Origin of the sequence: Micromonospora sp. NPDC050276 (assembly GCF_044459545.1) — a bacterium.
In the GTDB taxonomy this organism is placed as follows: Bacteria; Actinomycetota; Actinomycetes; order Mycobacteriales; family Micromonosporaceae; genus Micromonospora.
Genome location: NZ_JBITJA010000022.1, coordinates 38,594 through 58,695 on the forward strand (window position 1 = coordinate 38,594; position 20,102 = coordinate 58,695).

A 20,102-nucleotide genomic window follows, 5' to 3' on the forward strand; every position below is an offset into this window, starting at 1 on the left:
TAATAGCAGCGACATCGATCGAACATAAGACGTTTACCCGATGTGCTAAAGCCATGATCCTGGTCACAGTCTTGTGGGGTTCGGTCGACGCGCACTGGGGGGGAAGACGGTGAGCACCGTCACGCTCAAGGATGTGACCAAGGTTTTCCGGGATGGCACGCTGGCCGTCGACAGCATCAATCTTGATGTTAACGACGGCGAGTTCATGGTGCTGCTTGGACCGTCCGGGTGCGGGAAGTCGACGGTGCTGCGAATGATCGCCGGCCTGGAAGACCCGACCACCGGCGCGGTCATGCTTGACGGGGAGTTGGCGAACGACCTGCCTCCCCGGGACCGCAAGATCGCCATGGTGTTCCAGGACTTCGCCCTCTACCCGCACATGACCGTTGGCGACAACATCGCGTTTCCGCTGCGGCTGGCCGGGATCGAGCCGGCGCCGAGGGGTGAGCGGGTCAGTGACGTGGCGAGCGCGCTGGGCATCGGTGACGTGCTGGCCCGCAAGCCCGGTCAGCTCTCCGGCGGGCAGCGGCAGCGGGTGGCGATGGGGCGGGCGATCGTCCGCCGACCCGGCCTGTTCCTCATGGACGAGCCGTTATCCAACCTGGACAGCGGCCTCCGTGCCGAGCTGCGCGCGGAGATCTCCGGGCTGACCCGGGAGCTGGGCGTCACCACCGTCTACGTCACCCACGACCAGGCGGAGGCGCTCACCATGGCCGACCGGGTGGCCATCATGCGTCGCGGCGTGCTCCAGGACGTGGGCACACCCACCCAGGTGTACGGCCGGCCGGCGACGCTCTACGTGGCGGCGTTCCTGGGCAGCCCACGGATGAACCTGCTGGAAGCCTCGGTCTACGTCCACCTCGACCGGTACGTCACGCTCAACCTCGGTGACCAGTCGCTCTACCTGCCCTGGAACGACATCCGCAGTCGGGCGGTGGCGCACTACCACGGTGAGCGGATCGTGGTCGGCATGCGGGCCGAGGCGCTCACCCCGGTCGCACCGGACAGCGCCGGCGACGTGTTGCGGGGCCGGATCCGCTACCTGGAGCACCACGGGCACGAGTCGTTGGCGTTCCTCGACATCGGCGCGACCGCGATCGTGGTCGACGAGATGGGCGCGCCGTTGGAATCGCCACCGGTCGGTCAGCGTGGCCTGCGTCGGTTCGGCTCGGTGATGCAGCGACTCACCGGCAAGCCGGTGGAGGCGCAGAACGCCCCGGTCACCAGCACCCAGACCAGCGTGCTTCCCGATCCGGGCCGGCACCACCGGCGCCCGGCGGAGCTGGCGGTGCGGTTGGCACCGTACCCGGCGGTCAGCGCCGGTCACCCACTCGCCGTCTCGGTTCGGATGGACGCGCTGCACTTCTTCGACGAGCGCGGCGACCGGATCGACGTGGGTTGGCGCTGACGATTCGCCGGAGCGGGGTGGCGGGCCGGCCACCCGGTGCCCTACCGTCTGCCCACCCAGTCCACTGTGAAGATCACCGAGAGGGGTGCACCCGTGTCGGGTGACCTACCCAGCCCGCTCGTCATCGAGCGCATCCTGCGGGATCGCGAGGGCATCTGGCAGCAGATCGTGGCCGAGCGTGACCTGAACGCTCTGACCGGACGGATGTTGGCCAGCTCCGCCGTCGCGTTGGCCTGCTACGGGGCGGTGCTGGGCTTCTTCCACAGCCCGCTCATGGCGCTGACCTCGGCGCTGAAGCTGCCACTGCTGTTCCTCGTCACGCTGGCCATCTGCCTGCCCACGCTCTACCTGTTCAATCTGGTGTTCGGCGCCCGGCTCTCGGTGCGGCAGTCGTTGGCGCTGGTGATGGTGGCGATCACGGTCACCGCGATGCTCGCGGTGGCGTTCGCGCCGATCAGTCTCTTCTTCCTGATCACCGCGCCCGACTACGGGTTCTTCAAGCTGCTCAACGTGGCGATCCTGACCCTGTCGGCGCTGGTCGGTCTGCGTTTCTTGACCAGCGGGATGCAGGTGCTCAACGACCACGGCCTGCTCGCTCCGGAGGCCGCCAGAGCCAAGGTAGAGGCGCAGGACGACGCCCAGGCACCGGTCCCGGCCGTGCCGGCCGCGGTGCCGGTCGGCGCCACGCCGGCCGCCGAGCCGGTCGCCGTGCCGGCCGGAGCCCCGGCGGTCGAGTCGGCCGGCAACGGTGCCGTGACCACCGCGCCGGCTCCGGTGCACGTCCCGCAGCAGTGGAGCGGCCAGCCGGTCGGCACCTCGTTCCCGCCCGGCGTGCGGCATCCCGGCCAGCAGCGCCCGTGGGGCGAGCGCCCGATCCGCCCGGGCCAGCCGACGCAGCGGCCGGCCAGCATGAACCTGCTCTACATCTGGATCCTGCTCTTCGGCTTCGTCGGCACCCAGTTGGGCTGGACGCTACGTCCGTTCTTCGGCGACCCGGGTCAGGACTTTTCCTTCTTCCGCAGCATCGACGGCAACTTCTACGCGGAGATCCTGCGGACGATCGCCAACCTCTGAGGCCGACGCTGGGGTAGCGGTGGGTGCGGCCGGTGTCCTGATTTTCAGGTAGCGGTTGACGAGCCGCTGGGCCGGCCGCTCCCAGAGGAAATGGCACGCGGCCGCGGCGGCGATGATGGCGGCGACGAGCAGGGTCAGCTTCGCGACGTAGGTCAGGAGGTCGTCGTTCATCCAGGCGGCCTCCCCGACCAGTTGCATCAGCGGGCGGTGCACCAGATAGAAGGCGAAGGAGACCTCGCCGAGAAAGACGATGAACCGGGTGCTGAGAAGTCGACTGAGCGCGGACCGCGGATACTGGCCCAGGCCGAAGAAGAGCAGTGCTCCAGGAAGCATCCACAGCGCGTCGTAGCTGGCGTAGTAGCGGGTCCGGTCCGGCCACGCCATCAGCAGCAGGGTCGCCACCACGGGAAGCCAGGTGAGCGACGGCGACAGCACCCGGTTCCAGCTGGCCGACGCCGGCCACGACAGCTTGGCCTGCCGCAGGAGCAACGCCGTCACCATGCCGAGGGTGAAATCCCCGAGTCGGGTCGCCGGCGTGCGATAGAGCCAACGGTGCGCACTGAACGGATTGGTGGCGGGCAGCCCGTTGCGGAAGTGCTGGAACAGCGCCGCGAGGACGAACGCCGCGACTATCGTCGCCGCCGCCACGGCGAGGAGAGCCCTGGCGTTGTTGGCGATCGGACGTAGCGCCAGCACCAGCAGCGGGAAGCAGGCGTAGAGGAAGAACTCGACGCCGATCGACCAGCCCGGCGCGTTGATGCCGTAGGTGACGACGAGCGACGGGTGCCAGGACTGTAGCGCGAGCGCCTGGATGAGGAACCGACTCACGTTGGAGTGGTGGTCCACGGCCAGCCAGACGACGACGAGGACCAGCAGATAGAGCGGGTAGACCCGGGCCAGCCGACCGATCAGGTAGTTCCAGGTGCTGCGCGGGGTGGGCCGGGTGGCGCCGTCGAAGTAGTTCAACGCGATGACGAAGCCCGAGAGGAGGAAGAAGAAGGTGACACCGTTGCTGCCCGCTCCCATGATCCGTCGCACCGGATCCGGCAGTGACTCGTGCGCTGCCGAGTGATGGAAGAAGACAGCGAGAGCAGCGAACCAGCGTAATCCGGTCAAGGCGGGAATGCGTATCTTCGGGACGGTGGTTCCGGGCGTCGTCGTCATTCGTTCCTCCAGTTCGGCGCCAGGTTATAGCAACTCAGATGGAGATGGATGCCCGCCGGGAGGTGCACCCAATTCCGTTTGTTCGCCGACTGTTCACGCTATTCGGCTTGCCGTCTTCCGAGATTTGCGGTCGGTATCGTGGATCTCATTCGGATAGGTGATCGGATGGCGGATGGCAATTGTTCGAGAAATGAACAACGGGTAGCCCCGAACCGGGGCGGGCGACCTTGCCTGGCAGGTTACCGCCGAGTAACGTCGGGTCATGACCATCGACTCCCGCCAGGTGGCGGCCGGAATGCTGGACGCGGTGCCGTTCGCCCGCACGCTCGGCCTCGAATTCGTCGAGGTGGCACCGGAAGCGGAGGGCGGCGTACGGGCGGTGGTCCGGCTGCCCGACTCGCCGGCCACCCACAACCACGTCGGCGGGCCGCACGCCGGCGCCATGTTCTCCCTCGGCGAGACGGCTTCCGGCGCGGTCGTGTTGGCCGCCTTCGGGCAACTGCTCGACCGGGCCGTGCCGCTGGCCGTCCAGGGCGAGATCGCCTACCGCAAGCTCGCCATGGGTCCGGTGCTGGCCACCGCACGGCTCGGCCGGCCGGCCCACGAGGTGATCGAGGAGTTGGAGTCCGGTCGTCGTCCGGAGTTCCCGGTCCACGTGGAGATCACCACCGAGGACGGTAAGCCCACCTCGGCGATGACCGTGATCTGGACGTTGCGGCCAAACTGAGCCGTGTCGGCGGCGGAAACGGGTTTACCGGCCCAGTGGGGTGGATAGATTCGTACCGTGCTGAGCCTACCTGCTCACGTGACCGCCTGCCTCTTCGATCTGGACGGTGTGCTGACGCAGACCGCCCGCGTACACAACGCCGCCTGGACGCAGACGTTCGACGAGTTTCTTCAGCAGCGTGCCACGGCCTCCGGTCAACCGTTCCAACCGTTCGACCCGGGCCCCGACTACAACCGCTACGTCGACGGCCGCCCTCGCGCCGACGGCGTCCGGACGTTCCTCGCCTCCCGCGGGATCGTGCTGCCCGAGGGCAGCCCGGACGACCCGCCGGAGGCCGAAACCGTCAACGGTGTGGGCAACCGCAAGAACGTCCTGCTGCTGCAACGTCTGCGTACCGACGGCGTCGAGGTCTACCCGGGCTCGGTGCGGTACCTGAAGGCGGCGACCGAGGCCGGTCTCCGCCGAGCCGTGGTGACCGCGAGCGCGAACGGGCGCGAGGTGGTCGCCGCCGCCGGGCTGGAGAAGCTGCTGGAGGCCCGGGTCGACGGGTTGGTCGCCCGCGCTCAGGGGCTGCGCGGCAAACCGCACCCGGACACCTTCCTCGCCGGGGCCACCCTGCTCGGCGTCGACCCGACGCAGGCCGCCGTCTTCGAGGACGCGCTCTCCGGGGTGGCCGCCGGGCGCGCCGGTGGCTTCGGTTACGTGGTCGGCGTGGACCGGGTCGGGCAGGCCCACGAGTTGCTCGCCCACGGCGCCGACATCGTGGTGACGGATCTCGCCGACCTGCTCGACGACGCCGATCCGGCGAGCCCGACCCGCACCGGCGCCCAGCACCCGGCCGGCGAACGAGGTCCCGCGTGATCCGGGAACGGGCCTATCCGGTCGAGCCGTGGCACGTCCGGGAGACCCGGCTGGACATGGACGTGCTGGCCCAGTCGGAGTCGGTCTTCGCGCTCTCCAATGGGCACGTCGGCCTGCGCGGCAACCTCGACGAGGGCGAGCCGCACGGCCTGCCCGGCACCTACCTCAACTCGTTCTACGAGTTGCGGCCGCTGCCGTACGCGGAGGCGGGCTACGGCTTCCCCGAATCCGGGCAGACCATCGTCAACGTCACGAACGGCAAACTGATCCGGCTGCTCGTCGACGACGAACCGCTCGACGTGCGCTACGGAGAACTGCTCGCCCACGAGCGGATCCTCGACCTGCGGGCCGGCACCCTGCACCGGGAGCTGCACTGGCGCTCGCCCGCCGGTCGGGAGGTCAAGGTCCGCAGCACCCGTCTGGTCTCGTTCACCCAACGGTCCGTGGCCGCCATCAGCTACGAGGTGGAGGCCGTGAACGGCCCACTGCGGCTGATCGTGCAGTCCGAGTTGGTGGCCAACGAGTCGCTGCCCGCGCAGAGCAGGGACCCTCGGGTCGCGGCGGTGCTGGAGTCGCCGCTACAGGCCGAGGAGGAGCTGACCACCCCCGACGGAGGGCAGCTGATCCACCGCACCAAGGTCTCCGGTCTGCGGGTCGCCGCCGCCATGGAGCACGAGGTGCACGGCCCGGACCACACCACCATCGAGTCCGAGGGATACCAGGACTGGGTACGCACCACCATCGCCTGCGTGCTCAAGCCCGGCGAGAAGCTACGGGTGATCAAGTATCTGACCTACAGCTGGTCGAGCCGCCGGTCCCTGCCGGCGCTGCGCGACCAGGTCGGCGCGGCGCTGGCCGGCGCCCGGCTCGACGGCTGGGACGGACTGCACCGGGAGCAGCGCAACTACCTCGACGCGTTCTGGGACGCGTCCGACGTGCTGGTCGAGGGCGACCCGGAGGTGCAGCAGGCGGTCCGGTTCGGTCTCTTCCACGTGTTGCAGGCCGGCGCGCGGGCCGAGCAACGGCCGATCTCGGCGAAGGGCCTGACCGGCCCCGGTTACGACGGCCACGCCTTCTGGGACACCGAGATGTTCGTGCTGCCGGTGCTCACGTACACCCAGCCGAGCGCGGTGCGCAGCGCGTTGCAGTGGCGGCACAGCACACTGGCTTCGGCGCGGGAGCGTGCCGAGATGCTCAACCTTCGGGGTGCCGCCTTTCCCTGGCGCACCATCGGGGGCCCGGAATCCTCGGGCTACTGGCCGGCCGGCACGGCGGCCTTCCACATCGCGGCCGACATCGCCGACGCCGTGCGCCGCTACGTGATGGTCACCGGGGACACCCAGCTGGAACGGCAGATCGGGCTGGAGTTGCTGGTGGAGACCGCCCGGCTGTGGCGCTCGCTCGGCCACCACGACCGGCACGGGCAGTTCCACATCGACGGTGTCACCGGCCCGGACGAGTACACCGCCGTGAAGAACGACAACGTCTACACCAATCTCATGGCGCAGCGGAACCTGCTCACCGCCGCCGACGTGGTCATGCGCTACCGGGACGAGGCGTTCCACCTCGGGGTCACCGACGAGGAGGCCGCGAGCTGGCGCGACGCCGCCACCTCCATGTACGTCCCGTACGACGAGGAGCTCGACGTCCACCAACAGGTGGAGGGCTTCACCCGGCTCCAGGAATGGGACTTCACGCACACCCCGGCGGAGAAGTACCCGCTGCTGCTGCATTACCCGTACTTCGAGCTGTACCGCAAGCAGGTGGTCAAGCAGGCCGACCTGGTCCTCGCCATGCACTGGCGCGGTGACGCCTTCACCCCCGAGGAGAAGGTGCGCAACTTCCTCTACTACGAACGCCGCACCGTACGCGACTCGTCGTTGTCGGCCTGTACCCAGTCGGTGCTCGCCGCCGAGGTGGGCCACCCGGAGTTGGCGCACACCTATCTGCGCGAGGCTGCGCTGATGGACCTGCACGACCTCAACGAGAACACCCGCGACGGCGTACACATGGCGTCGTTGGCCGGCTCGTGGCTCGCCCTGGTCAGTGGGTTCGGCGGTCTGCGGGACCACGACGGCGAGTTGTCCTTCGCCCCCCGACTCTCCAGCCGCCTCAGCCGGTTGGAGTTCTCCCTACAGTGGCGAGGGCTGGCGCTGCGGGTGGATGTCCGACCGCACCAGACGACGTACTCGCTGCGCCACGGCGGCCCGGACGACGTGGTGGAGCTGCGCCACCACGACCAGATGGTTCGGGTGACCTGCGACGAGCCGGTGACGGTGCCGGTGCCGCAGGCCGAGTCGTCCGGCCCGCCGCCCGAGCAGCCACCGGGCCGGTCACCGCTGCTGCGGTTGCCCGAGCGCGAACAGTGACGGGCGGGGCGGGAGTGCTCCCGCCCCGCCCGCTGCGCCTGGCGGTCAGACCGGCTCGCCGGTGGACGGGCGACCGATCGCGTCCCGGGGCGCCGCCGCCTTCGGGTCGTCGGGCAGCCGGGCCGAAGCGGCCCGGTCTCCGAAGTCCTGCTCCCCGACGTCCTGATTGCGCTCGGCGTCCTGTTCCCGCTGGGCCTGCTCGGTCAGCTGCTGCTGCCGGGAAATCTGCTGCTTGGCCATGGCGATCCTCGCGATCCGTCGGGGCGCGGTGGCGCCGACACGGTCTGCGGTCGCTCGTCGCGTACCCGACGCCCCTTTGGGCAAACGCGGCCCGGCGGCGTGCCCACGGCCCGGGGTGACGCGGCCGTTCGGGGCGCGTGTCGCGCGGCGGACGGGGTACCCGGATCACCGGCGAACACCCGGAGGTGGGGCATGGACGAGCGGCGCGGCACGGTGACCATTCCGATCGGGGACGCACAACTCCCCGCCGATCTGACGCTGCCCGCCCAGCCGGTCGGCGTGGTGCTGTTCGCGCACGGCAGCGGCAGTTCCCGGCACAGCCCCCGCAATGTGGCGGTGGCCCAGACGCTGAACGACCGTGGACTCGGCACGGTGCTGGCAGATCTGCTGACCCCGGCCGAGGACGAGGTGGACGCCCGAACCGCCGAACTGCGGTTCGACATCGGGTTGCTGGCCAGCCGGCTGGCCGGGATCGTCGACTGGCTGGCGGCCGAACGCCCCGCCGGTGACGTGCCGATCGGCCTGTTCGGCGCCAGCACGGGTGCCGCCGCCGCCCTGGTCGCGGCGTCGTCCCGCGCGGATCGGGTGGCCGCCGTGGTCAGCCGAGGCGGTCGGCCGGACCTGGCCGAAGACGCGCTGGCCCAGGTGCGTACCCCGACGTTGCTGCTGGTCGGTGGCCTGGACGAGGAAGTGATCACGCTCAACGAGCGGGCGCTGGCCGAGCTTGGGGAGGTCGGCGAGCTGCGGGTGATCCCCGGTGCCACCCATCTCTTCGAGGAGCCCGGCACCCTGGAGCAGGTCGCCGACCAGGCCGGCACCTGGTTCACCACGCACCTCAGCCGATGATCAGTCCGTTGGCAGGAGGGCCGAGGCCGAACGGCGCTGCTGGACGGTGTCGATGACGCGCCAGAGGACGGCGGTGATCGGAACGCTGACGAAGGCGCCGGCGATCCCCGCGATCAGTGTGCCCGCGGTGACCGCCACCAGGATCACCGCCGGGTGCAGTCGGACCTGCCGCTTCATGACCAGTGGCTCCAACAGGTTGCCCTCGATCTGCTGCACGGCGATCACCGCCGCGAGGGTGAGCAGCGCGGTGGTGGGACCGTTCGCGGCCAGCGCCACCAGCACCGCCACCGCGCCGGCCACCGTCGCCCCGATGATCGGGACGAACCCGCCGAGGAACGTGATCAACGCCAGCGGCAGGGCGAGTGGCACCCGCAGCACCACGAGGGCCAGCCCGATGCCCAGCGCGTCGACCGCGGCGATGAACATCGTCCCCCGGCTGTACGCGCCCAACGTCTGCCAACCGGCCCGGCCGGCCTCGGCCAGCACGGGCTGGTTCGGGCCGGACACCCGGGACAGCACCCAGTGCCACATCGACCGGCCATCCTTGAGCAGGAAGAACAGCAGCACCAGAGCGAGCAACGCGGAACCGAACACCTCCGTGGCGGTCCGGGCACCGGCCACCGGATCCGGAGAGCTGCCGCCGAGGCCCTGCCGGGCCTGGTCGACCAGCCGGTCCAGCTGCGCCTCGGTGACCGGCAGTGTGGACGTCACGAAGTCCCGGCTGCGTTCGACCCCCTGCGTCAGCTCCTGGCTGAGCTGGTCGAACTGGCTGGCGGTCAGGTTCCACACCAGGGCACCGACGCCGACCAGGATGCCGAGCAGCAGCAGTACGGTGCAGAGCGCGGCCAGCGCCGCCGGCAGGCGCAGCCGGCGGAGCAGCAGCAGGACCGGGTCGAGCAGCGCGGTCAGGAAGATGGTGGCGGCCAGCGCGATAGCCAGCGGCGCCAGCAGGACAGCGACCCGGCCCAGCAGGTAGAGCCCGGCGGCGATCACCACCAGGCAGGCGCTCCACAACACCGCGGTCCGGACCAGCCAGGGCAGCGCTGCCCAGGTCTGGCGCGGCCCGGGGCCGCCTGCCGGTGCGGGGTCCTCTGCGGCCATGTCGGTCCTCCTCGATCTCGACGAGGTCGGTACCCGGTCGGTCGTGCGCCGACACCCCTGTCGCTGACCGTCACCCGCGCGGATCGTACGCGAGCCAGGGTGACGTGGGCGTGTGTTCGCGAATCGCAACCGGACCGGCGGCGTTTGCGCTGTTCGGCCGGGGGAACGCGGAAAAGACGGACCGGACTGAGGAGGAACGCCGTGGGTGACTTCATGGACAAGGCCAAGGACTTCGCGGACGAGCATGACAAGCAGATCGACCAGGTCCGCTGACCCGCCGTGCTCCTCCCGGGCCGCCGAGTTGTCGGCGACCCGGGAGTGCCCGGTCCGGCAGGTGTGTGGGTCAGCGCTGGCGCTTGTCGCGTAGCTCGTCCATCGAGGTGGGCCGGCCGCTCAACGCGTCGCGCAGCCGGTCGACCAAACCGATGCCGGGGGCGAGCAGCTTGTTCGCCGGCGGGTGTTCCGGGCTCCCCGGATGCGGCCGGGTCGGTCCGATCTTCTTGATCGCCGTGGCCTTGGCGGCAACCTCGACCAACTCCTCCCGGGCCGTCGCCGCGCGCAGTCGGGGGAAGAGCTCCTTCTCCTCTTCCGCCACATGATGTCGGACGGTGCTGGTCAGCTGGGCGAGCAACTCCTCGAAGCGCGGGTCGGCCGGTTCGACGGACTCCAATTCCTTCATGGTCCGTTCGGCCTCGGCGTGCTCCGCGATCTCCCGGTCGGCGATTTCGTCGCCGTCGGGCAGCACCTTACGGGCGACCGGATAGACGTACGCCTCCTCCGCGACCGAGTGGCGGACGAGTTCGGCGATCACCACGTCGACGAGGTGCCGGCGGTGCTCGGGGGTGCCTTGCCGGGTAGCCAACTCGTCGAGGAGGGCGTCGACCTCACGATGGTCGGCGACCAGGATGTCGACGACGTCCTGGTCGTCGCTGTTCTGCGGATTGGTCATGTCACGGCCCTTACCGGTTGCGGATCGGTGGGAGGTGTGTGGCCCTGGTACCCCCACGGGGCTGCACAAACCTACGGTCGACGATGTGTTCCCCGGTGTGCCTGGTGCGCAGGGTGCCGCTGGTGCCGGTACGCCACGATTGCCACGCCGTCGCCTGGGTAACCGCCGCCATGGCCGACGACCGCCCATCCGCTGGCCGCGATCAGTCGCGGCTCGATGAGACCGCCGAGCGCGCGGTTCGGCGGGTGCGGCACCGCGGTGGGCAGGCCGGCCGGATCCGGGCCCGACAGTGGGAGATCACCCTGGTGATCTCCATCCAGGCCGGGTTGGCCGCGGCGATCGCCGCCCTGCTCGCCAAGAACCTGCTCGGCCCCGGATCGCACGTCTTCGCGCCCGCCGCCGCCGTCGGTACGATCGCCACCGCCATCGGGCAGCGGGCCCGGCGCACCTTCGAGCTGCTGGGCGGCGTGGCCCTGGGCATCATCATCGGCGACACGCTGCGATTCCTGATCGGTTCGGGACCGTGGCAGACCGGCGCGGTGGTCGCGCTGGCCATCGCCGCCGCGTTGCTGGTCGCCGGAAAGGGCGGGCCGTTGGTCGGTCAGGCCGGCGGTACCGCCGTGCTGATCGCCACGCTGGCCCCGGTGGAACGTGGCCTGGAGTTGCCCCGGATCTTCGACGCACTCGTCGGCGGCACCGTCGGCCTGGTGGTGGTCGCGCTCCTGCTGCCGGTCAACCCGATGCGAGTGCTGGACCGGGCCGCGGCACCGATCTTCGCGATCCTCTGCGAGCAGCTCGCCGAGCTGGCGCAGGCGATGCGAGAGCACGACGGCGATCGGACGCTGAAAGTCCTGGAGCGTCTCCGCGGCACCGAGGGTGACCTGGGTCGGCTGCACGACGCGCTGAGCGGCGCGGAGGAGGTCGTGACGATCGCCCCGGTGCGCTGGCACCGCCGACAGCTGTACCACCGCTATGCCCGCAGCGCCGACCACCTGGAGCGGTTGCTCCTGGACAGCCGCGCCCTGGCCCGCTGGTCCTCGACCGCGCTGCAGTACGGCGAGCCGATCCCGCCCGAGCTGCCAGAGGCGATGGGCCGGTTGGGTCAGGCGGTGGGGGAGATGCGGATGGAGTGCAAGGTCGGGGACGACCCCCAGCGCACCCGCCGGTTGGTCGAGGAGTGTGCCGAATTGGCCGGGCGAGCGGCGGCGAGCGGGGTCCGCTCGTTCGGTGAGTCCCTCGTGACCGGCCTGCGTACCGCGTGCAGCGACCTGCTCCGGGCCTCCGGTTGCGACCCGGAGGTCGCCAATCGGATCGTGCGCCGGGCGGCCGGTGTCGGCGAAGCGGCGGTCCACCCGCCGGTCCGACGACACCTGCACCGGACCCAACCAACACGAGCCATCCGCGCCCGTCGACGCGCGCACCTCGCCGCCCGGCGTAACGACAGTCGGGCCGGCCTCCCCGCTCGGGAGAGGCCGGCCCGGTGAACCGTCAGGGTCAGGCGGAGTAGCCGCGCTCGGCGATCCAGTTGGCGACCTTCGGCAGGCTCATCCAGTACTCGCCCAGCGCCGGGTCGGCCGGGTCGGCGACCCGGATCGTGTCGCCGCCGTCGCGGTAGCCGACGAGGGTCAGGTAGTGGCCCCCCTCGTACGAGTGCGGGTTGCCGTCGGTGTCCACGGTCGTGCCCTTGATGTTGGCGACCACCGGGCGACCGGCGTCCACCGCGGCCAGCACGTCGCGGCGCAGCTGCTCGACCTGGTCGGGGCGGGCAACCGAGTCACGAATCTCGGTGGTCCGGTACTTGCCACCGGTCAGTTCGTTCAACACCCGGGTGGTGTCCAGGGCCGAGGGCGTGCCCGCCTCGGTGGTGCCCAGCAGCGTGGCCACCTCGTCCTGGGAGAGCGCCTTGCCCTGGGCGGACAACGCCATCCGGGTCGCGGCTGGACCGCAGTAGTAGAAGTTCGGCTGAGCCTGGTAGTCGATTCCGAGGATCCGCTCGGCGTGCCGGTCGCTCTGGCTCGACGAGGCCGGGGCGGCCTGCGTCGGGGCGGCCTGCGCGGCCACCGCCGGACCGAGGGCACAACCGCCGGCGACCAGCAGGCCAACGACGGACAAACCGCTCTTCTGAACGATCGGGTTCATGGTCGAGTCTCCGTTCGGGGGTTGGCGCCTCCGGACACCGGAGGGCGGCAGCACCGGGAATGGCGCTCGGCGCAACACGGGGGCGACGACCATCGGTGGTCTCAGCCCTGGGCGTACCGAGGGCGTAACCGCTCTGCTTCGCCGAGAATTCCGCTGGCTGGCGGCGCGACCAGGTCGCTCAGAGGCTGCCCAGCAGCCCGGTGACGGTGATCTCGATGACCACCCGCTGCGGATTCGGACGCGGTGCCCGATACCGCTCGGCGTACCTGCGTTCCGCCTCCGCCACGGCGGCCGGATCCGACCGCAGCACCGCACGGCCCTCGATGGTCAACCAGCGGCGGCCATCCACGTGGCACACGGCCACCGCCGCGCCGCTTGCGCCCGCCGCCGCCACCTGCCGGGCCTTGCGGGAGGTGGCGGAGGTGATGACCCGGGCCAAACCGGCCGCCGGGTCGAGGGTCACCCCGACCGGTACGACGTGCGGGGTGCCGTCCGCCCGCAGGGTGGTCAGCGTCGCAAGATGTCGTTCTGCGCAGAAGGCGACAACGCGCTCATCGTGCACATCCAACCGATGATCGCCTGCCATGCCCGTCCCCTGTCCGTCGAACCGACCTCGATCATGGCACGCGGCGGCGCACCTGATCCCGATCCGGCGGGGCGTCCGGCTGACCGGGCAACTGGCGGCCCGCCGCCCGACGCTGGTGCACCAGTCGGGTGAGGTAGATCAGCGCGGCGGCCAGGACACCCATGTCATCCAGGTAGATCGGGTCCGGCAGCACGTCGACCGGGAAGATCGTGTAGATCAGCGCACCGTAGAAGGCGACCTTGCCGCCCGCCCCGAGCCCGGTCAACAGCCGTCGCGTCCGCACCACCCGCACCGCCAGCACCACGGCACCGACCAGTGTGGCGAGCGCCAGAATGCTGGCGATCACCACGAGGACCCATGCCTGTCGGGACATGCCGTCACGCTAACCCACCCGGCGGCGTACGGCTCAGAACGCGGGCACCGTCGCGCGGCCCCGAGCGATCACCGAGTTTTCCCGGGTCTGCTCGACGTTCTCCCGGGTCAGCTTGCCCGACGGCGCGCCAACCTCGCTGAGCGGCAGCACGGACGCCGACTCGACGGCCCGTCGTCCGATGGCAGCGTGCGCCTCCTCGCGCAGACTGCGCGCCGCCGCCACGGCCAACTCCGCTGCCCGCCACGCGACCTGCTCCTGCTCGCGGGCCGCGGCGTGCTTGGCCGCCAGGTTGTCCCGGATCGCCCGCTGGAGCACCAGCTCCTGCTCGACCGGGTGCAGCCGCGGGTCCCAACCGTCGCGGTGCGCGAAGATGTCGCTGAGCTGCTCCACCGACAGCTCCCGCCGCCAGTACGCGTCCAGTGCCGCCCGGTGCAGGTAGCGCTCGCGGTCCGCGTACTCGGCCGGGGTCCGCGCGGTGTGCGGCAGCGGCATCGCGGCTGCGGCGTCGAGCCGGCGCACGGCCGCCTCGGCCGCCTCGTACGTCTGCCAGGCCGCCTCGACCGCCTCCTGCGCGGCCACCCACTCGGCCCGGCGGCGCTGCGCGGTGGTGGTCGCCCGCTCGGCGGCCACCGCGACCTCCTGCGCGTAGCGACTCTGCTCCCGTTCCTGCTGCGCCTGCTCAAGCTGGCTTGGCATCGCCGCGCGGCGGATCCGGGCGCCCGGGTCGAGGCGGAGCCGGCCGGGCCGCAGCAGGAGAGCGGAGACAACGACTGCGACCACGCCGAGCAGGCTCAGCCAGATGACGGCGGCGCGGGAGAGGTCGGGAAGAACGGCGGAGAGGATGGTTTGCATGATCAGCACCTTGCGGTCGAAAGGCGGGTATCGACGGGCGGCAGGAGGCGCGGCTACCACACCGGTCGGCCCGGTAGCGGGAACGTCCCGTGGACGGCGACTCAGGTGCCGTGACGGACTACCCGGGACCGGGCCGCGGGAATCGCCGGGCCTGGCTCAGCGGGTGGGCGGGCCGCGTCGCGCAGGAGTGCCACGGCCGGGATCGATGGCTGGCGCGTGCCCCGGGCCCGCCACGACCGGACCGGCCGCTGCGGCGATATCGACGGTGCTCGCTGGCGGGGCGACGGCGGGCTGACCTGCCCGCTCGATGGCCGGGCCGGCGTCGGGGCGGACGCTGGCCACCCGGCTGCTGACGGCACTCGGCCGCAGCTGCGTGGGGGCGGGCGGTGGGGTCGCGGCGAGGGCGGCACCGAGGCCGACCGCGAGGACCAGCGCGGTGACCGCCAGGCGGGTCAGTTCCCGCAGTGACCGCAGCACAGCCCAGCGGGCTGGGCGGGCGGACGCTGCGGACGACACCCGACCAACCTATCGCCCGTGCGGGCGGACCGCAGCACGGCGACGGACTGCTCCGGCGTGACCGCTACCACCATGCGCACTGTGGACGCCATTGGACGACGCGCGAAACGGCGGTGCCCCCGACCGGACCGGGTCCGATCGGGGGCACCGCACATCGTTCGGGTGGCACCGCCGGTGGCGAGGGCCCGCCAGCGGCAGCTCATGGTCAGTCGCCGGTGCCGAGCACCGGGGGTGCGGCCCGCTCGCCGTCCTGCCACACCATCTCGTCCTCGGTCAACCAGGTCAGCCGCTCGTCGGAGTCGTCGTCCTGCGGTCGACCGTGGCCGCCGAGCACGCCCGGACGGTTGGCGCCGCCCCCGGCCGCACGACCGCCGCTCCCGCCGCGCTGACCGTCGATGCTGCGCCCGATCCCGTTGGCGGCGCGGCTCTCGGCCGGCGGCGTACCACCGGTCGGACGCGCCGAGGTGGGGGCCGCGCTGCCCGAGCCCGCGAGCGAGCCGCTGCGCAACACCCCGCCGGCCGGTGACCCGCCGTGTGCCCCGTAGAGCAGGCCGGGCCCAGTGCTCGCTCCGGCGGGCACCGCGGCCGGCCCGGACAGGCCGACCAGCCCGGCCGCACCCCCGCCGAGCAGCGCGCCGCCGACAAGTGGGTCCGCTCCAGCGAGCGAGGTGCCGCTGCCGATGGGGTCGCTGCCGGCCCCGATCGGACCGACGCCGACCGCCGGGCTGCCACCGGAGCCCGAGCCGTCGTGTCCAGGAACCGTGCCGTCGCCGGTGACCGGCGGCTGGGCAACGTGGTTGGGCGTCGAGATGGTCGCGTCGCCCTTGCGCGCGGTGCCGGTGCCGGTGTGGGGGCCGCCGGACACCTTGGCGATGGCCGAGACGCTCTGCGGCGGCGTGGAATCCTTGCTGACGGTGCTCGGGGTGTCGGGATCGGGCGGCGGCGGGTCGACCACCCGGTCGTAGGCGGAGATCTCGTAACTGCTGGCGAGACCGGCCACCAGGTTCACCATCCGCTGGTGGGCCTTCTCCTGCTCCGCCTTGTCCTGCTGGTGGCCCGCGATGCCCCCGACGATCGCTCCGGTCAGACCGAAGGTGGCGGCACCCTTGATCGCACCGCCGATCAACTTGTCGTTGTCGTCGGTCTCCTCCGGGCTCTCCGCCTGCTTGTGGGCCGCACGCAGATGGTCGGCCATCATGGTCAACCCCTGCTTGACGCCGGCCATCCCCTCGCCCAACGCATCGCTGTGCGCGACGATCAGGCTGAGTCGCCGGTGAAACTCCCGACCGGCCGAGCCCGTCCAGGTGTTGGCGAGCTTTTCGAGGTCGCCGCTCAGCTCCCGACCGAGACCGTCGAGGATGCCCTTGAGCTCGGCCCACTGGGTGGCCACGCCCTCGATCTGCTCCGGCTTGCCCGCCATCAGGCCGTCGTACAGCTGCTGGTGGCTGCTGCCCTGGTAGCGCTGGGTGTATTCAGACACGCCCGTCCTCCTTCGGCTGCAACGCCCGGTCGACCGGGGTCAGCGCGGCGGTGACGTCGTCGGCGTTGGCCGCGTTGCGTGCCTCGGCGGTGCGGTAGTTGCTCAGGATCGTGCTGGTGGCCTGCTGTGCCGCCAGCACCGCCTGCCGGATCCGCTCGGCTTGATCCACATAGGACTGGTGGACGTCGCTGTAGCGACGCGCCTGGTCAGTGGCGTCGAAGAACGAGCCCAGCGCCGGAGGGCGGCACTGCATCTCAGTGTTGAGCTTGCGCAGCACCGACTCGGCCTGGCTCAACCGCGACGCCAGGTGCTCGTGGAAGTCCTCAAGGGACAACAGGTCGACTTCCGTGCGCCCGGCCATGGCAACATCCCCGTCGTTCTGGTTGACAACCGTCAGCGACATCCAGGTTAGTCCACCAGTGCGACTCCGGGCGACCCGTCGAACCTGCTCAGCCGTCGGCGTCGGTCGATCCCACGGGCAACCCGCCGCCGGCACCGCCGTTCGCCGGGGCGCCGCTGGCTGGAGTCGACGGTGTGGAGCCCGACGGCGGCGCGGCCGAGGTCGAGCCGGACGTCGTCGGCGAGCCTGGCGTCGGCGTCGCCGACGGTGCGCCTGACCTCGGTGCGGCCGACGGCGGTGCGGCCGGTGCCGCCGCGTCGGGAGCGAAGACGGCCAACGCGTCCTCGCGGTCCAGGGTCGGCCCGGTCGGAATCAGCGAGAGTAGCGAGCCGGGCACCGCCAGTGGGGTGATCCCGCCGTAGCCGAGCACCCCCAGTGTGTCCGCCGAGGCGAGCGGATACCGGATGCCCTGCGGGGTGATCAGGTAGATCGTCGATCCGGCGGCACCGGACCCGCTGGTCCCGGCACCCGGCGAGGCCTGGGCGATGACGCCCTTGCCGCCGGGCAGCAGTACCGCCTCGGCGGTGCGTACCGCGTCGCGCCTGGTCTGGCGCACCGGCACCAGGCCCGGATCGCTCTCGGTCAGCTCGACCGGCACCCGGTCGAAGACCTCCAGCGTGGTAGTCGGCGGGCCCCCCGCGCTGCCCGTCCGGTACGTCGCGCACAGCGTGGTCTGACCGGGCTGAGCCCGGTACAGCTCGGGCATCGCCGGCGGCAGCCCATCCTCCTCGATCCGCTGCTCGACGGACGCGTCGCTGGCCTGATTCGGGGTGATGTCGGTGATCCGCGTGCCGTTGCTGACCATCAGCAGAGCGGTGATCTCGCTGACCGGCACGAGGCCGTCCCGGATCAGCACGTAGTGCCGCTCGGCGGCCTTGAACACCGAACCGACGTTGTACGACCGCCCTGCCACGTCGCGGCCGCTGGGCTCACCCTCGTCGGGTAGCAACGGCCTGCGCAGCAGTGGGCCGGCCGGTACGGCGTTGAGCAGTTGCTGACCAACCTGGAGTCGTTCGGCGCCGGCCATCCGCAGCGCCGTGGTCGTCCGCGCCGGGTCGAGCAGTTGGAGCCGGGTGTTGTTGGTGATCAGATACCGCTGGTCGTCCACCGAGACCAGCACCGCGCGATCCCCCAGCGGCGTGCCTCCGGGCAGAGCCCGGTCGATCACCAGGCGGGTGCTCGACCGCTGCCGGTCGACCGGGTCGGGAACGTCGCAGACCGACCAGGGCAGACCGGTCAGCGACTTGCGGTCCGGCAGCGCGTCCGGTGCCCCGACGATGCCGAGGGTGACCCCGCGAGGCCGGTCCCGCAGCGACGCCTGGGACATCGTCCGCACCTGCGCGCTCCCGTCGTTCACGATGAGGCGCGCTGAGGCGTAGTTGAGCGTCGGATGCAACTTCCCCTGCATGAACACGTACGTCGCGCCGGTCTCCCGTTCGATGACCAGGGTCTGGTCGTCCAGCGGCGCCGCGTTCCCGGTCAGCTGGCCGTAGGCGCCCACCCCACCGAGCACGATGGCCGCGGCGAGCACACTGCCGAAGACGGCCATGCCGAGCCGTCGCATCGGCAGGTTGGTCGTCTCCGGATCGCCCGACAGCAAGGCGGAGACGATGCGGCGGGTGACGAAGCGGTACGCCTGCACCTGATCGCGGCGGGTCCGCATGACTTACCTCCGGCGGGGTGGATCCGCGACGATCAGGTCGGGGTGCCGTCGCGGGCTTCCCTACGATAAGGGGCCGATGGTGGTTCCTTGGGACCACCGCTCGTGGCCGGCACCGGCCGACCCGGCGCAGAGCCGTACCGTGCAGGAGGGACAGTCAGCGATGACGCAGGTTCAGGCGCGACCCGCCCGAGCGGCCACGGACCCGACCGACGTTGCGACCCCGCCGGTGCCCCCGGCCGAGCGGCCCGGCCGTGGACGGGTCGGCCCCGTGTTCGTCGGGCAGCTGGTCGTACTGGAGTTGTGCGTGCTCGGCGTCTGGGCCGCCACGGCCGGACCCAGCTGGGTGCTCGCCGTCGTGGGCGCGGTGGCGGTGCTGATCGTCCTGGCCCTCTTCGCCCGTCGAGGTGGTCGCTGGTGGTTCGAGGATCTGCTGCTGCGCCGGCGACTGCGGCGACGCGCTGAACAGGCGTCGGCCGCGCTGGCCAGCGGCACGGCGACCGACCCGCGGTTGGCCGCGCTCGCCCCCGAACTGAGCGTCATCGAACTGACCGACCGGGGCACCCGGCTCGGCATCGGGCGCGACGGCCAGGGCTGGTTCGCCGCGGTCGCCCTGCAGGCCGCCAGCGGCGCGGCGGTCGGCTCCGTCGACGCCTCCACGGTGGACCGCGCGCTGCGGGTCCTCGCGGACTTCAGCGCCCCGATCTCCCGAGCCCAGGTCGTCGCGCACACGCTGGTCTGGTATCCGGCGCCCGGCGCCCCGCCGGCTGCGCACCGGACCGTCTGGGTGGCGCTGCGGCTCACCGTCCGGGACGCCCGGGTCGAGGCGGTGAGCCGGGGCGGCGGACTGACCGGCGTGCACCGGACGGTGGCTGCCGGGATCGGCCGGCTCGGCAAGGCGTTGACCTCGGCAGGTCTGGCCCACCGACCGTTGAGCCGGGACGAGCTGCGCGCGGCCATCGTCTCCGCCGCCGGATTGGACCTGGTGCCCGAGGCGCCGGCGGAGACCTGGCGGGGGTTGCGCGGTGGCGGCTGGACGCACCGCTGCATGGTGCTGCGCGGCCGCTCGGATGCGCCGCTCGGTCCGCTGGTGGACGCGATCACCGCGACCTCGGCGCCGTCGCACACGGTGGCCGCGACCGTCTCGGCGGACGGTCGGGTGGCGGCACCGCTGCTGCGGGTGGCGGCGATGGACAACCACGTCGAGGCGCTGGTCAAGGTGGTCCGGGAGGTCGCCGGCCGAGTGGGCGCGGCCACCCGGCCGATGGACGGTCAACACGCTCCGGGCGTCTACGCCACCGCTCCGGTCGCGTCGGCGTTGGGCGGCTCCACCCGCCAGTAGCCGGGCGGGGCGGCA

Annotated in this window: 20 protein-coding genes; 8 read left to right on the top strand and 12 right to left on the bottom strand. The window is 71.5% G+C overall.

The features are described from left to right. Positions 1–109: 109 nt before the first annotated feature. Both ACIBF8_RS30005 and ACIBF8_RS30010 read left to right on the top strand, forming a co-directional pair. Entirely contained in the window at positions 110–1,408 is a 1,299-nt protein-coding gene (locus ACIBF8_RS30005; protein ID WP_396787280.1) for an ABC transporter ATP-binding protein, read from the top strand. Between the two features lie 93 nt (positions 1,409–1,501). After that, positions 1,502–2,482 carry a hypothetical protein gene (locus tag ACIBF8_RS30010; protein WP_396787281.1) on the top strand — a complete coding sequence of 327 codons (981 nt, stop codon included), beginning with the start codon at positions 1,502–1,504 and terminating at the stop codon, positions 2,480–2,482. Here ACIBF8_RS30010 and ACIBF8_RS30015 read toward each other — a convergent pair. Next, entirely contained in the window at positions 2,381–3,598 is a 1,218-nt protein-coding gene (locus tag ACIBF8_RS30015; protein WP_396787282.1) for an acyltransferase family protein, read from the bottom strand. The genes ACIBF8_RS30010 and ACIBF8_RS30015 overlap by 102 nt on opposite strands. A 310-nt stretch (positions 3,599–3,908) precedes the next feature. On the opposite strand from ACIBF8_RS30015, the gene ACIBF8_RS30020 reads away from it, so the two are divergent. Genes ACIBF8_RS30020 through ACIBF8_RS30030 form a run of 3 tightly spaced genes read left to right on the top strand, consistent with a single transcriptional unit; the run spans position 3,909 to position 7,603 of the window. Beyond that, positions 3,909–4,373, top strand: coding sequence for a DUF4442 domain-containing protein (locus tag ACIBF8_RS30020; RefSeq protein WP_396787283.1), 465 nt, complete (start codon positions 3,909–3,911; stop codon positions 4,371–4,373). Positions 4,374–4,430: 57 nt separating this feature from the next. Next, positions 4,431–5,234 (top strand): HAD family hydrolase, encoded by an 804-nt coding sequence (locus ACIBF8_RS30025; RefSeq protein ID WP_396787284.1) that lies wholly within the window; start codon positions 4,431–4,433, stop codon positions 5,232–5,234. Then, a complete protein-coding gene (locus ACIBF8_RS30030; RefSeq protein ID WP_396787285.1) occupies positions 5,231–7,603 on the top strand; it encodes a glycoside hydrolase family 65 protein in 2,373 nt (790 codons plus the stop codon). The genes ACIBF8_RS30025 and ACIBF8_RS30030 overlap by 4 nt, the downstream gene beginning before the upstream one ends. Positions 7,604–7,648: 45 nt before the next feature. On the opposite strand, the gene ACIBF8_RS30035 is transcribed toward ACIBF8_RS30030, so the two are convergent. Beyond that, positions 7,649–7,843: a hypothetical protein gene (locus ACIBF8_RS30035; RefSeq protein ID WP_396787286.1), complete on the bottom strand. Its 195-nt coding sequence runs from the start codon at positions 7,841–7,843 to the stop codon at positions 7,649–7,651. A 192-nt stretch (positions 7,844–8,035) separates the two neighbouring features. Between ACIBF8_RS30035 and ACIBF8_RS30040 the strand changes: the two genes are divergently transcribed. Next, positions 8,036–8,689, top strand: a complete 654-nt coding sequence (locus tag ACIBF8_RS30040) for a dienelactone hydrolase family protein (protein WP_396787287.1) — start codon at positions 8,036–8,038, stop codon at positions 8,687–8,689. On the opposite strand, the gene ACIBF8_RS30045 is transcribed toward ACIBF8_RS30040, so the two are convergent. Next, the gene (locus ACIBF8_RS30045) at positions 8,690–9,790 is read right to left on the bottom strand and encodes an AI-2E family transporter (protein WP_396787288.1); all 1,101 of its coding nucleotides are present in this window, start codon (positions 9,788–9,790) and stop codon (positions 8,690–8,692) included. Between the two features lie 343 nt (positions 9,791–10,133). After that, on the bottom strand, positions 10,134–10,739 hold the full coding sequence (locus tag ACIBF8_RS30050; protein WP_396787289.1) for a hemerythrin domain-containing protein: 606 nt from the start codon (positions 10,737–10,739) through the stop codon (positions 10,134–10,136). A gap of 104 nt (positions 10,740–10,843) precedes the next feature. Here ACIBF8_RS30050 and ACIBF8_RS30055 point away from each other — a divergent pair, with 104 nt between their 5' ends. Then, positions 10,844–12,223 (top strand): FUSC family protein, encoded by a 1,380-nt coding sequence (locus ACIBF8_RS30055; protein WP_396787290.1) that lies wholly within the window; start codon positions 10,844–10,846, stop codon positions 12,221–12,223. Positions 12,224–12,233: 10 nt separating this feature from the next. Here the strand turns inward: ACIBF8_RS30055 and ACIBF8_RS30060 are convergent, their stop codons facing one another. The 8 genes from ACIBF8_RS30060 to eccB form a co-directional block, all read right to left on the bottom strand. Continuing rightward, positions 12,234–12,878 (bottom strand): C39 family peptidase, encoded by a 645-nt coding sequence (locus ACIBF8_RS30060; RefSeq protein WP_396787291.1) that lies wholly within the window; start codon positions 12,876–12,878, stop codon positions 12,234–12,236. 178 nt (positions 12,879–13,056) lie between these two features. Further along, positions 13,057–13,464, bottom strand: a complete 408-nt coding sequence (locus ACIBF8_RS30065) for a pyridoxamine 5'-phosphate oxidase family protein (RefSeq protein WP_396787292.1) — start codon at positions 13,462–13,464, stop codon at positions 13,057–13,059. 31 nt (positions 13,465–13,495) lie between these two features. Continuing rightward, positions 13,496–13,837 carry a hypothetical protein gene (locus ACIBF8_RS30070; RefSeq protein WP_396787293.1) on the bottom strand — a complete coding sequence of 114 codons (342 nt, stop codon included), beginning with the start codon at positions 13,835–13,837 and terminating at the stop codon, positions 13,496–13,498. A 33-nt stretch (positions 13,838–13,870) separates the two neighbouring features. After that, positions 13,871–14,689 carry a hypothetical protein gene (locus ACIBF8_RS30075; RefSeq protein WP_396787294.1) on the bottom strand — a complete coding sequence of 273 codons (819 nt, stop codon included), beginning with the start codon at positions 14,687–14,689 and terminating at the stop codon, positions 13,871–13,873. Positions 14,690–14,845: 156 nt separating this feature from the next. Beyond that, entirely contained in the window at positions 14,846–15,205 is a 360-nt protein-coding gene (locus ACIBF8_RS30080) for a hypothetical protein (protein ID WP_396787295.1), read from the bottom strand. Between the two features lie 205 nt (positions 15,206–15,410). Continuing rightward, entirely contained in the window at positions 15,411–16,685 is a 1,275-nt protein-coding gene (locus tag ACIBF8_RS30085) for a WXG100 family type VII secretion target (RefSeq protein ID WP_396787296.1), read from the bottom strand. Beyond that, positions 16,678–17,088 (bottom strand): hypothetical protein, encoded by a 411-nt coding sequence (locus ACIBF8_RS30090; RefSeq protein WP_396787297.1) that lies wholly within the window; start codon positions 17,086–17,088, stop codon positions 16,678–16,680. The genes ACIBF8_RS30085 and ACIBF8_RS30090 overlap by 8 nt, the downstream gene beginning before the upstream one ends. A gap of 46 nt (positions 17,089–17,134) precedes the next feature. After that, positions 17,135–18,748: a type VII secretion protein EccB gene (gene eccB / locus ACIBF8_RS30095; RefSeq protein WP_396787298.1), complete on the bottom strand. Its 1,614-nt coding sequence runs from the start codon at positions 18,746–18,748 to the stop codon at positions 17,135–17,137. Positions 18,749–18,908: 160 nt separating this feature from the next. Between eccB and ACIBF8_RS30100 the strand changes: the two genes are divergently transcribed. Beyond that, on the top strand, positions 18,909–20,087 hold the full coding sequence (locus tag ACIBF8_RS30100) for a type VII secretion protein EccE (protein WP_396787299.1): 1,179 nt from the start codon (positions 18,909–18,911) through the stop codon (positions 20,085–20,087). Positions 20,088–20,102: the final 15 nt, after the last annotated feature.